The organism is Caballeronia sp. LjRoot31, assembly GCF_964253885.1.
GTDB lineage: Bacteria > Pseudomonadota > Gammaproteobacteria > Burkholderiales > Burkholderiaceae > Caballeronia.
The window spans coordinates 517,523-530,042 of record NZ_CAXURX020000003.1; the positions used below are offsets into that span (position 1 = coordinate 517,523).

The window sequence follows — 12,520 nt, forward strand, 5'->3', positions numbered from 1 at the left end:
AGACTAAGCACAAAGAAACCATCGCACATGAAAAAGCTGTCCCTAGATGTACTTGGAATAACAGCACTCGCTCTTATCGTAGGTCTTTTCATCCTCGTGTGGGGCAAGGAGGCCGGCATTGCAACGCCCGAAGCCCGCAGCAACTGGATCGCAGGCGTCGCCATGTGTGCGATGGCTCTCGCTTTCCTCCTCGCATTCGACAATCGCGCGAGACTCGGGAGCGCCGCGAGAAACCTGGCAAGATGGCTGCATATTCGGGCGCCCGAGATGGCAGGCACCACGCAAGGTGCGCTGGCCCAGATGAACGCCACAAAGCCGGTTAAGGACGGTCGGAATGGTCTGAGTACGCTGCGTGAGCACTTGCGCGCGGAGAACGGCATTCGCTGGCGCTACCGCCAATCGTGGCTTGTGCTCGCCGGCGACGACGCGACGATCGAACAAGCGTTGCCGGATCTCGTCGCTCACGGCTGGCTTGCCACGCAAGGTGCGGTGCTGTTATGGAGTAAGACAGACAAGGACGGCCGACCTGACGAAGCATGGCTTCAGCAGCTCTGTACGCTCCGTCGCAACCGCCCCGTAGACGCCGTGATCCTGACGCTCGACGGTACCGCCGATTTATCTGCGCAAAGACGCGGCGCGAGCTCATACAGCGTGACCCTGGCGCGCATCGCCAACGTACTGCGTTGGTCTGCTCCGGTGTACGTGCTCGATGTCGCTAAAACGGATGCTTTCAACAACGGTCGCACGGCGGTGCTCGGTTGTGAATTCGCGCCCGACGCTAACGAGCGTTCGATCGAATCGAGCTTGCTTGAGCTACGCAGCCGTATCGGGAATATGAGTGTCGGGCAATTGATCCGGAGCTTTAAAGACCGGTACAGTAATCAGCTGTCGCAACGACTCGATACACGTAGCGCCCCGCTCGCCGCGTTGATCGCGTCATTGGCAAATCGCAAGGGGCGGCACCAATCGGTGAGCGGTGCCTTCTTCGCGCCTTTTCCGGTTGCCGTTGATGCAGGCATGGTCGTCGATTCAAACGCGCTCACCAGCGCCGATCTGCCGCTATGGAACCACCTGGCGACAATCGTACGCAAGCAACGCGGCCGACGTATGGGCTGGCATCCGGTCACTGTGTTCTCGACCATCGCACTGACCGTCATCGGCCTATGGACCGCAGGCATGCTGATCTCCGGCATGACGAACGGACGCAGCCTCTCCGAAGCGCGGCAGACGATTCAAACGCTCAAGACTGCGCCAGATCCGGCGGCGCGGTTGCAAGCCTTGCTCGCGTTGCAGCAGCAGATCGGTCGCTCTGAGCCACGTGTGACCCATCAGCCACCGTTGTGGAGTCGCTTTGGCCTGAATCAGGATGCCGCGATTCTTGCAGCGCTCTGGACGTCTTATGCCAGTGCGAGCCAATCGATCTTGGTCACACCCATCCAGCAAAACCTCGAAGCGACGCTGGTCGACCTCAGCCAGATGCAAACTGATTCACTCGATGACCAGGCCAACGCCGCGGCACTCGATGGTCACAAGGCGCTTAAAACCTACCTGATGCTCGCCGATCCGAGCCGTGCCGATGCAGGTTTCATCACGCCGCAACTCATACGTTATTGGTCCACGAACGCAAACGTTTCCGTCGGTGCGAAGCTCGATATCTCTGAACGACTGGCGGGGTTCTATGCGCAACACCTGAAAACCCACGACGCATGGCGCATCCAGCCGCGTGCCGAACTGGTGAACGCATCGCGTCAGACGTTGTTGTCGGTGATCGGCACGCGTAATTCCGAGGACACGGTTTATCAGAGCGTGTTGGCAGGAGTCGGCAACAAGTACCCGGACCAGACGCTTGCATCACTTACAGCCGGCACCGATACGCGCGGACTCATCCGAACGAGCGTCACCGTTCCGGGCGTCTACACGCGGCAAGCGTACGAGGGTTACGTCGCAGCGGCCATCACTGAAGCCGCCAAGAGCCGCGATATCACGCGCGATTGGGTGCTCGCCAACAATGACCCATCCGCGAGCCCCATTGATCCCGCGCAAGCCTCATCAACCGATGCGCTCGAACTCGCCCTCACCACGCAATATTTCAACGATTACGCCGAACACTGGCAGGCGTTCATGAACGCGCTGCAGTGGCAATCCGCGCCGAATATCCCTGCTGCCATTGAACAGATGAAACTGCTCGCCGATGCACGTCAATCGCCCGTCATCGCGTTGATGAAGTCACTCGACTATCAGGGCACGGCGGGTATGCGTCAGGCATCGTTGTCGGACACGTTGGTCGCCAAGGCGCAGAACATCTTTGGCAAGAAAGATGATCCGCAAGCAGCAGCAATCGCCAGCGACGCGGGACCGCTTTCAGCCTCGTTCGGACCGGTGCTCCGCTTGATCGGACAGGTCAGTGAAACGTCAACACCCAAAGGCGCCATACCGCCAAGCGATGTCAGCCTGCAGCGCTACCTGGAACGCGTCACCGCGCTTCGACTGAAACTCCAGCAACTGAGCAACGGCACCGATGGCGACGCCCAAGCCCGCCAACTCGCGCAAGCGCTCTTCCAGGGCAAGGGCTCAGAACTCGCCGATACCCAAGCGTACGCGCAACTCATCGCCGCGAGCCTCGGCGCGCAATGGTCCGGCATGGGCGACGCACTCTTCGTGCGCCCCGTCGCGCAAGCCACGCAGATCGTCCTTCAACCCGCACAAGCAAGTCTGAACGATGCATGGCGACAATCGATCGTCGCGAACTGGAACAAGTCATTTGCGGGTCGTTATCCATTCGATAACACCGACAACGACGCATCCATTCCAGAGCTAGCCCGCTTTCTCAGACCGCAAGGCGGATTGATATCGGCGTTCCTGAGCTTGCAACTTGCAGGTGTGCTGGAACTGCAGGGCGACCAGTGGGTGGAAACCAACACGCGCGGTGGCGCATTGCAGTTCGATCCCGCGTTCCTCAAAGCGGTGAATACGCTGCAGCGCATCGCGGGACATCTGCTCGCACAAGGCGAGCCGCAGTATCGCTTCGAGTTCAAGCCGATTCCGACGCCGGGCATTACTGACACCGTTTTGACCATCGATGCGCAGAAGCTGCACTACTACAACCAGCGCGAGACGTGGCAGGGTCTGGTCTGGCCATCGAACGACCCCGAGACCAAAGGTACGCGTTTGCAATGGCAGACCGAACAGGCCGGCACGAACAAGAACTTCGAGTTCGGCGGCCGGTGGGCACTCGTGCGGATGCTCGAACGCGCGAAAGTCGAGCCGATGGACAGCGCGACGTTCCAGCTTACCTGGCAGGCAGCGCCCGACACGCGAATGATGCGCGTGGCCGCTCTCGCGTCACCGGGCGCTGCTTCATCGACTTCACCGGCTGCGCAAAAGCCAACACACCGCCCCGCTGACGACTGGAACGGTTCAGCGCAGGAGCAAAGCGCATCGACCGAACACCCGGTACTCGATAGCCTCGTCACGCAGGAACCGCTTACCCCAGCACCCGCGAACCTGACTTACCCGCTGAGCTATCTGATGCGCACGGATGTTGGTAAAGGACCGCTCGAACTGCTCGCATTGAAGGGATTTGTTTTACCGAACCGCATGTTCATCGACAAACCGGCACGCGTGGCGAACATCAGTGCGTCCGCCAGCCCGCCGCCGTTGCCGAATGCCGCCCGTGAGGCTGCCAAACACGCCGTCACGCCGCTGCCTGACGTTGCCCGGGACGCTGCCCTATGAATTCCTTCGTATCGCCACAGGCCGCTGTTCCCGCCATCACGACCGTCCTATCGCCAGGAGCCCGCACCGCATGATCACCTTCTCGAAGCTCCTCAACGCGCTCTTCGGCACACGTACACCGTCCGACCTCGCCCGCTCTTCGCAATCGCAATGGGACGCGTGGCTGCAGCCGATCATCGAACTGCACCCGGGCGATGTCGCGACCGAGGCCGCGCACGTCGGTGAAGACCCGGGATACGATGACGGGTTTCTCGCGATCAAGGAGCAAGTGGCGAAGCTGTCGGACGTGAACGACACGCTCATTATCGACACCGCTGAACGGCTTCTGAAGGATTCGGCGAAGGACGCGCGCGTGGCTGTTTATTACGTCTATGGCCGCATACGCCGCGATGGCGCCCAAGGTGTGGCCGAAGGTTTTGAACTGTTGTCGGCGCTGATTGATCGTTTCGATATGGACTTGCTCCCGGCACGAGCAGAAACGCGCAAGTCCGCGCTCGAATGGCTCGCCGGCGCGACCTTCGCTGACCGGCTTGATCGCGTGCAGGGGCTGACCGGTGATCTGCTGGAGCGAACGCTCTCAGCGCTCGCGCTCATCACCGAACGCACCGCCGAGTGGCCGGACAACGCGCGACCGCAACTCAGCGGGTTGTATCGGCGCTTTGAGGGGCGGATTGAATCGCCGAGTGCTGCGGACAACTTGCCGAAAGCCTCTCCGTTTGGGGTAAGCACAGCCGCGATACCGCCCTCATCGACTGAAGTGTCATCAACGCGCGACCTGCTCGACCGTGCCCGTCAAATGGCAACGTTCCTGCGCGAACAACCGCAGGGCTATCTGGCCGCCTATCGCCTGATGCGCTGCATCCGATGGGACACGCTCACCGAAGTGCCGCCGTGCGACCCCACGAGCAAGACGCGCCTGGTTCCCCCACGCGCCGAACTTCGCGCGCAACTCAAGCGCCTGCTCATGCAAAAGCAATGGCTCGAACTGCTCGATCGCGTTGAACTCGCATTCGCTGAGGGCGCCAATCACTTCTGGCTTGACCTGCAATATTACGCATTCGTTGGACAAGAACAGGCGGGCGGCGAATACGCGCCCGTGCCTGATCTCGCGGCAACCGACTGCGCGCTGATGCTCGAACGCCTGCCCGGTTTCCACTTGCTGTCTTTCTCCGATGGTTCCCCATTCGCCGACGACTCCACCCTCGAATGGATCGCGCGCTACGCGACCGTTCGGGACATCGATCGCGGTGAAATCGTGATCCCTGTCGCCGCGCAATCGGCCAACACGGACTGGGCTGAAACCGAAGCGAAAGCCAATTCGCTTGCAACGCAAGAGGGACTGGATTCCGCGTTCTCCTGGCTGCAACGTTTGCCCGCGCAGGACGGCGATCGTGACCGATTCGTCAGGCAGTTGGTCATGGCGCGGGTCGCCGAGCGCGCCGAACGTCCGGACACGGCGCTGCACCTTTTATCGAGCGTGGATATCGCAGCGCGCCGCTTCGAGTTGGCGCTATGGGAACCCTCGCTCGCATTCGAAGCCAAGCAGCACCTGATGCGCCTGCTTAAAGTCCGTATGACGCGCAAGGACGCGGATAAGCCGGCACTCGCTCAACGCATCGACATGTTGATCGGCGAATTAACCGCCATCGACGCCGCCCGCGCCGTTGCGCTCGACTAGCCCATCAAAGACCAGACCCGTGACCAAGCCCTCGAACAGTCCCAACGACAACGACGTCCTGCGCTACTACGAAGCGGAAATGCGCTACCTGCGCGAGGCCGGCAAGGAGTTCGCGCAAGCCTTCCCTGACCGCGCGAAGATGCTTAACATTGACCGGATCGGGGACCGTGATCCGCACGTCGAACGCCTGTTCGAAGGCTTTGCGTTTCTCGTCGGCCGCCTGCGCCAGAAACTCGACGACGAACTGCCAGAGCTCACAGAAGGTCTCGTCAGCATGCTCTGGCCGCATTATCTTCGGATGATTCCGTCGCTGTCGATACTCGAAGTCACGCCCACGGAAGGTTCGCTGCAAAGCCATGAAGTGCTTGCAGCAGGCCTTGAAGTACTGGCCGATCCGATTCCTGTCGATGACGAGCGGGTCGAGTGCGTCTATCGCACCACGCAAGCGGTCGACTTGTATCCCGTCAAGCTCACTGAAGCGAACGCTTACTCACGCGAAGACGGCCGCTCGGTGATCAAGCTCAGGCTGCGATTGCAGCCGCAGATACCGCGCGCGCAGATGCACATACCGCGTCTGCGGCTTTACCTGAATGCGGATCGACCGGTTGCACTCAGCCTTTACACCGCATTGACCGCAGCCCCGCTCGCGGTTCATGTTCGCATTCCGGGTTATCCCGAGGACCGGCCGGGACTGCCGCAAACCATGCAAGGGCTGCGCGTGGAGGCGGCCGGATTCAAGGCTGACGAACGCCTGTGGCCCAAAGCCGATAATGCGTTCGGTGGTTATCAACTGCTGCTTGAATACTTCACGTTCCCCGAGAAGTTCATGTTCGTGGATCTCGTGGGGCTCGACGTGCAATCGATTCCCCAAGCCGCCCCGTACTTCGATGTAGAAATCGTTCTTGCCCAGCCCTACCCGGATGACATGCGCTTCACAGCAGAAAACGTCCGGCTCTTCTGCACGCCGATCATCAACCTGTTCACGATCCAGGCTGACCCACTCACGGTCTCGCATTTCGAAACGGAGTATCGGGTGCATACGGTGAAGGCACGGGGTGATTTTGTGGAGGCGTATTCGGTCGATTCCGTCGTCGGCTTCGAAACGTCCAACGGTACGCGTTTCGAGTACGCGCCGTTTGCGTCGTTCCGCCATCGCGGCGGCATGTTGCGCCATGAGATGCCCGAGCGATATTTCCATACGCGTTCACGGCGGGGACCCTCAGGACGATTCGACACGTGGGTTGTATTAGGCGGCCATGCGTGGGAAGGCGAGACCACGCTGCCCGAGGAAACACTATCACTGACGGTGACCGGCACCAACGGCATGCTGCCACGCAAGGGCCTGCGCGAAGCAAGTATCAACCGCACGCGCGGCGGCTTTACGAACGTGGCATCGGTGAGAAACCTCACCGCGCCGACCTTGCCAGTTTATCCGCCGACAGGTGACCGCTTTCATTGGCGCGTGCTTTCGCATCTCGCCCCGAACTATCTGTCTCTACTCGATGCAGAAATTCTGCGCGGCAGTCTAGCGCTTTACGACTGGACCGATGGCGAGCTGAACCGGCGGCGTATCGATGCAATTATCGACGTCAAGCATCGCCCCCTGCAAAAGCTCGTCAAGGGCGGTTTGCTCCGCGGTGTGGAAATCGAGGTGACGCTCAACAGCGACAAGTTTGCGGGCGACGGTGATCTCGCGTTGTTCGGTGAAATGCTCAATCGCTTCCTCGCGCTGTACGCGACGATGAATATCTATACGAAGCTGGTGGTCATTTCGTTGCCGAGTGGACGCCGGATAACGTGGCCCGATAACAAAGCCGAGGGCGCACCGTTTTGAACGCGCCCCATCGAGAGTTTCCGGTGCGTGAAGCGCGTGCGGAGCGTGCGCTGCTGCCCGCTTTGCTGCACGACGCGACGCGCATGAACTTCATGCGCTTTTGCGAATTGATTGAACTCGCCGCGCCGAATCTGCCGTCGCTCGGCTCGACTGACTCGCTAAAAAACGAGCCGGTACGTTTTCGCTCGCGTGCTCGACTCGGGTTTCCAGGCAGGGAAATCGATGCGGTTGAATTCGATTACGACGATGCGTTGAAACCACCGGCTATCCGCACGACGTTTCTGGGGCTATACGGCGTCGATGCCCGCATGCCGTCGTATTTCATCGATGAAGTCGCGCAGAACCGTGACGGCGCTGAATCGCTGTCGGGGTTTCTTGACATGTTCCATCACAGGATCGCAACGCAGTTCTATCGGACGTGGCGCAAGTATCGGTTTCCGGCGGGGTTTAAAAAAGGTGGCGACGATGACGTTTCGCGCTGCCTGCTCAGTCTCGTCGGATTGGGGATCGGACATCCGGCGATCGAGCAGACGGTCGGCACACGCAAACTGCTTTCAATGCTGGGACTCGCCAGCCAGCGCACTCGCACGGCCGAGGGGCTTGCCGGCGTGCTGCAACACGCTGTTCCCGACGCAACCATTACGGTTACGGAGTTTCATCCGGTATGGATTCAGTTAAACCAGTTTGAGCCAACTGCGCTGGGTGAGAACTGCGTGCTGGGGCGTGGCTTCTACGATCGAGGCAATTGTGCGCGGGTCGTGATCGCACCAACGACAACCGAATCGGTGTTGGGCCTGACGCCTGGACATGAGGTACATGCTGAAATCATGGCGCTGCTGCGCTTTTATCTTGGCTACGAAGCGAACGCGCATCTGGAAATGCACGTCTCGCCGGACTTGATGCCGAGAGCGGATATCGCTTCCGATCAGGTTCGCCTTGGCTACACAAGCCAGCTGCAGCAGGTCAAGCGACCCTACGAAACGGGTGCAATCACGCGTGTGCAACTCGGCACGTGGGACGGTCGAACCGCGAACACACGTACAACACATTAAAACAATGGAACGCAGCATGAATCCCACGATGATCCGACAGACGCAACTCGCCGCTGCGGCGTGCGCCATTCTTACTTTCGCGGGATGCGGCGTGGCCCAGTCCGTGAAAACCGGAACCGTGGACGCGGCGAAATGGGCGTTCACCACGCAGGTGAAAACCATGAACCTCGACTTCGTCAGTCGGTCGTCCTCGAATACAAACGGCACCGGGCAATCGTTGTCGACTGTAGTGCGAATCTATCAGTTGAAGACACCGCAAGCGTTCGATCAACTCGACTACGCGCAATTGCAGACAAATGATCTGGATGCGCTGAAGGCTGACCTGCTTGGATCGACGGATCTCGTGCTTCGGCCTAACGCGAACGCCAGCATCAGTGAGCCGATGAGCGACGACGCAGAGTACGTCGGCATCGTTGCGTTCTTCCGCGATGATGGAAGGGATGCGAAATGGAAGTTGACGTTACCGAAGAAACAGTGGAAGAAGACCGATCCCGTGAAGGTCGAGGTTCGAGACAGCTCGTTAAGTGTTGCTGGTATCGGCGCCGAGGCCGTCACGCGGCACCGTGCACCGCAAACGGCAAGTCCCGGCGCGGCACAACCCATTAGCCCAAGCACGACTCCGCCGGTCAAGCCGGCAAGCAAAGTCGCACCCGTAAGAGATGACTGGGCACGCCCGGCCTGATCGCGCGTCGATTAACCTTCGGTCGGACAAACGACTGCCCGGTTAATCGACCAGACCTCTGGAACTACGACCACCACTCAATTTAAACGGCCGAAGCGGTCGCCATCTTCGACGCCGCCCTTCACTTCGCCGTAGGCATCGCAAACTCAGCCCCCTTCTCCGTGCTTTCCGGCCACCGCTGCATGATCGACTTTTGCCGCGTATAGAACCGCACGCCTTCTTCGCCGTACGCGTGCATATCGCCGAACAGGCTACGCTTCCAGCCACCGAACCCGTGCCATGCCATCGGCACGGGAATAGGCACATTGATCCCGACCATCCCCACTTCAATCCGTCGCCCAAATTCACGCGCAATGTGCCCGTCACGCGTATAACAAGCAACCCCATTACCAAACTCATGCGCGTTGATCAGATCAACCGCTTCGGTGAAGTCCTTCACCCGCACACACGCCAACACCGGACCAAAAATCTCTTCCTTGTAAATGCGCATCTCAGGCGTCACGTGATCAAACAACGTACCGCCCGTGAAGAAACCTTCTTCATGCCCCGGCACCTTCAAACCACGTCCATCGACGACCAGCGAAGCACCCTCTTCCACGCCCAGCGCGATGTAACCTTCAATGCGTTCCAATGCCTGACGCGTGACGATCGGGCCCATTTCGGCATCGGCCTCCATGCCATTCTTGACGATCAGCGTACGCGCCCGCTCCGCCAGCCGCGGAATCAGTTTGTCGGCCACATCACCCACCAGCACAGCCACCGAAATCGCCATGCAACGCTCGCCCGCCGAGCCATAACCCGCGCCAACGAGCGCATCGATAGCCTGATCGATATCCGCATCCGGCATCACGACCATGTGATTCTTCGCGCCGCCAAGCGCCTGCACGCGCTTGCCATGCTGCGCACCGGTTTGATAAATGTAATTCGCGATCGGCGTTGAACCCACAAAGCTGATGGCCTTCACATCGGGATGCACGAGCAGCGCATCGACCACGACCTTGTCGCCTTGCACCACGCTGAACACGCCATCGGGTAGCCCGGCTTCCTGCAACAACCCCGCCATGAACAACGCCGCCGAAGGATCACGCTCACTCGGCTTCAGCACGAACGCATTACCCGCAGCGATAGCGACCGGGAACATCCAGCACGGCACCATGCACGGGAAGTTGAACGGCGTAATGCCTGCCACCACGCCAAGCGCCTGACGCGTCGTCCAGTTGTCGATACCCGTCGATACCTGCTCGGTATAGTCGCCCTTCAAAAGCTGCGGAATGCCGCAAGCGAATTCGATTACATCGATACCCCGCGACACTTCGCCCTGCGCGTCGCTGAACACCTTGCCGTGCTCGGCGGTGATGATCGCGGCGAGCTCGTCGCGATGCTTGTTCATCAGTTCCAAAAAGCGCAGCATGACGCGCGCGCGCCGGATGGGCGGCGTCTCGCTCCAGGCCACAAACGCTTTCTTCGCGCCGGCGACGGCGGCGTCCACATCGGCGACATCGCCCAGACGCAGCGTGCGTGCTTCCTTACCGGTCGCGGGATTGAAAATCGGCTGGGTACGCGTGCCCGTGCCGGGAACACGGCGGCCCTGGATGAAGTGGCCGACGTCCGCGCGATCGCTGAAGCTCTGCATGATGTGACACCTGAATGAGATGGGAGTCTTCAGAGTGTAAGAACGTCAGACGCGTCTGCAAAGGCGCTATGATTGAAATGATTGTTTTCTATGGTGAACAATGAAGATATGGAAACGCAACGCGTCGAGGCGCTCTGGACTCATCTCTATTGGCTGACCATTCTCGCGCAGCAAGGCAGCTATACGCGCGCCGCCACGCGGCTGGGCGTGAGCAAGGCGGCCATGAGCCAGCGGATTGCCGAGCTGGAGCGCGCGGCAGGCGTTTCGCTGGTGCAGCGCACAACGCGCAGCGTTCGGCTGACGGAGGCGGGGCAACGTCTGGTCGATCAAACCCGCGATCAATATGAGGGGATTGCGCAAAGTTTCGCGGGCGTGCGCGATTCGGCGGGTATCGCTCGCGGCGAGTTGCGCATCACCGCTCCGGTGGCGTTCGCGCGGCAGCAACTCGTGCCGCATCTGTCAGCCTTTCTTCGGGCGAATCCGGAAGTACGCGTGCAGCTCGAAGTGTCGGACCGCATCAGTTCGCTTGCCAGCGAGGGTTTCGATCTCGCGATCCGCCATAGCGCCGCCGCGCCGGAAACGCATGTTGCCTGGACACTGTGCGCAACCCGCTCGGTGATCGTGGCTACGCGCGCGTACCTGCGCCGGCGCGGCACACCCGCCTCGCCGCAAGATCTGGCCGCACATGACTGCCTGTTCTATCCGCGCGCGCAAGAGGCGCCTGCCTGGACATTCGAACGCGCGACGGGACGCAAGACCGCGGCCGAGCGCGTGACGGTGCCTATCAACGGGCCGTTTTCCGCGAACAATAGCGAGACCCTGCGCGACGCTGCACTCGATGATCTCGGCATTGCGCTGCTACCGGATTTCAGCGCGCAAGCTGCGCTGCGCGCCGGGCAGTTGATCAAGGCGCTGCCGGAGTGGCAGCCCAAGGGAGGGTTCGCTGAACAGCTTTATGTGGTCCGACCGTACGCGTCGCACGTGCCGCGTGCAGTGACCGCGTTTGTCTCCTATCTGCGCAAGACCTTCGAAAACGGTTTCTCCGATTAGCGTCCGCGCCCGAAAAATCGTCGCGCTCACTCATTGCGCAGCGAGCTAACGGCTGGTCGCCCGATTGTCGATCCAGTTGACGATATCGGTGTGGTAAGTGCGCGGCGCTTTTGCAACCGTTCGCGCCGCCAGACTCGCCAGCGTCTGCGCTTCAAGCACTTCATTCATGCGCTTCTCGGCGTCCAGCATCACTGCGTGAATAGAGCACGTGCCGCTTGTCGCCCATTTGGGCGCGGTATCTCCGAAGATTGCACAGCGTGCGCGAATTTCGCGGCAATCGAAAAGCGGCTTTGGACCATCGACAGCCTGTACAACGTCAAGCACGGTGATCCGTTCGGCCGGTCGCGCGAGCGTGAATCCTCCACGCGCACCCTCCGTAGCGACGGTCAATCCTGCCTTATGAAGCTTCGTGAAAAGCTTGGCGACGTAATCAACCGATAACCCTTGCAGCTCGGCCAGGTCACGTACGCTCGCCTCGCCCACGCCGGCGGGCGCGTCGGTCAAATACAAAAGGCAGTGCAGCGCATATTCGACGCCCGAACTGATGTGGCTCATCTTATCTCCGACTCGATAAATCCTAGTTTCCACATTCTATGCAATCAGTCGGTGACGAGCAACGTCAATCTCGACACTTCGTCACATTTATCTTATATGCGCTTCTAAAAGCGTAATTTCGTGGATATCCAATCCGTCGCACCACGATCATCTGAAAAACGGGTCGATGAAGTACGCGCTTGCCAAACATAACTACGACATCTATAGTCGTAGTTATGCGAATAACAGACCTCCGATCTCGAGCCTGAAAATCACAACGCATGGCATCGAAGTGAAATGACCTGATCAATGAATGGAATTG

Annotated in this window: 8 protein-coding genes; 6 read left to right on the top strand and 2 right to left on the bottom strand. The window is 60.0% G+C overall.

Translation table 11 applies throughout. The annotated features are described in order from the left end of the window. The first annotated feature begins 27 nt into the window (after positions 1 to 27). From ACSQ8V_RS31090 to tssJ, 5 genes are all read left to right on the top strand, one after another. A complete protein-coding gene (locus ACSQ8V_RS31090; RefSeq protein WP_436208341.1) occupies positions 28 to 3,735 on the top strand; it encodes an ImcF-related family protein in 3,708 nt (1,235 codons plus the stop codon). 70 nt (positions 3,736 to 3,805) lie between these two features. After that, the gene (tssA, locus tag ACSQ8V_RS31095) at positions 3,806 to 5,413 is read left to right on the top strand and encodes a type VI secretion system protein TssA (RefSeq protein WP_436208342.1); all 1,608 of its coding nucleotides are present in this window, start codon (positions 3,806 to 3,808) and stop codon (positions 5,411 to 5,413) included. Positions 5,414 to 5,432: 19 nt separating this feature from the next. After that, complete coding sequence (gene tssF / locus ACSQ8V_RS31100; RefSeq protein ID WP_436208343.1) at positions 5,433 to 7,247, top strand: type VI secretion system baseplate subunit TssF; 1,815 nt, start codon at positions 5,433 to 5,435, stop codon at positions 7,245 to 7,247. A gap of 83 nt (positions 7,248 to 7,330) precedes the next feature. Then, complete coding sequence (gene tssG / locus ACSQ8V_RS31105) at positions 7,331 to 8,299, top strand: type VI secretion system baseplate subunit TssG (RefSeq protein WP_213765303.1); 969 nt, start codon at positions 7,331 to 7,333, stop codon at positions 8,297 to 8,299. A gap of 16 nt (positions 8,300 to 8,315) precedes the next feature. Further along, on the top strand, positions 8,316 to 8,981 hold the full coding sequence (tssJ, locus tag ACSQ8V_RS31110) for a type VI secretion system lipoprotein TssJ (RefSeq protein ID WP_436208344.1): 666 nt from the start codon (positions 8,316 to 8,318) through the stop codon (positions 8,979 to 8,981). A gap of 121 nt (positions 8,982 to 9,102) precedes the next feature. On the opposite strand, the gene ACSQ8V_RS31115 is transcribed toward tssJ, so the two are convergent. Continuing rightward, positions 9,103 to 10,614 (bottom strand): CoA-acylating methylmalonate-semialdehyde dehydrogenase, encoded by a 1,512-nt coding sequence (locus ACSQ8V_RS31115; protein WP_089164015.1) that lies wholly within the window; start codon positions 10,612 to 10,614, stop codon positions 9,103 to 9,105. A 108-nt stretch (positions 10,615 to 10,722) separates the two neighbouring features. Here ACSQ8V_RS31115 and ACSQ8V_RS31120 point away from each other — a divergent pair, with 108 nt between their 5' ends. Next, positions 10,723 to 11,664 carry a LysR family transcriptional regulator gene (locus tag ACSQ8V_RS31120; RefSeq protein ID WP_436208345.1) on the top strand — a complete coding sequence of 314 codons (942 nt, stop codon included), beginning with the start codon at positions 10,723 to 10,725 and terminating at the stop codon, positions 11,662 to 11,664. Positions 11,665 to 11,709: 45 nt separating this feature from the next. On the opposite strand, the gene ACSQ8V_RS31125 is transcribed toward ACSQ8V_RS31120, so the two are convergent. After that, positions 11,710 to 12,219: an RrF2 family transcriptional regulator gene (locus tag ACSQ8V_RS31125; RefSeq protein ID WP_436208346.1), complete on the bottom strand. Its 510-nt coding sequence runs from the start codon at positions 12,217 to 12,219 to the stop codon at positions 11,710 to 11,712. Positions 12,220 to 12,520 lie beyond the last annotated feature (301 nt).

Bases quoted from the DNA above. Each gene is read 5' to 3' on its own strand.
- tssJ (WP_436208344.1), top strand. From the start codon at position 8,316: ATGAATCCCACGATGATCCGACAGACGCAACTCGCCGCTGCGGCGTGC.
- ACSQ8V_RS31125 (WP_436208346.1), bottom strand. From the start codon at position 12,219: ATGAGCCACATCAGTTCGGGCGTCGAATATGCGCTGCACTGCCTTTTG.
- ACSQ8V_RS31120 (WP_436208345.1), top strand. From the start codon at position 10,723: ATGGAAACGCAACGCGTCGAGGCGCTCTGGACTCATCTCTATTGGCTG.
- ACSQ8V_RS31090 (WP_436208341.1), top strand. From the start codon at position 28: ATGAAAAAGCTGTCCCTAGATGTACTTGGAATAACAGCACTCGCTCTT.
- tssA (WP_436208342.1), top strand. From the start codon at position 3,806: ATGATCACCTTCTCGAAGCTCCTCAACGCGCTCTTCGGCACACGTACA.
- ACSQ8V_RS31115 (WP_089164015.1), bottom strand. From the start codon at position 10,614: ATGCAGAGCTTCAGCGATCGCGCGGACGTCGGCCACTTCATCCAGGGC.
- tssG (WP_213765303.1), top strand. From the start codon at position 7,331: ATGAACTTCATGCGCTTTTGCGAATTGATTGAACTCGCCGCGCCGAAT.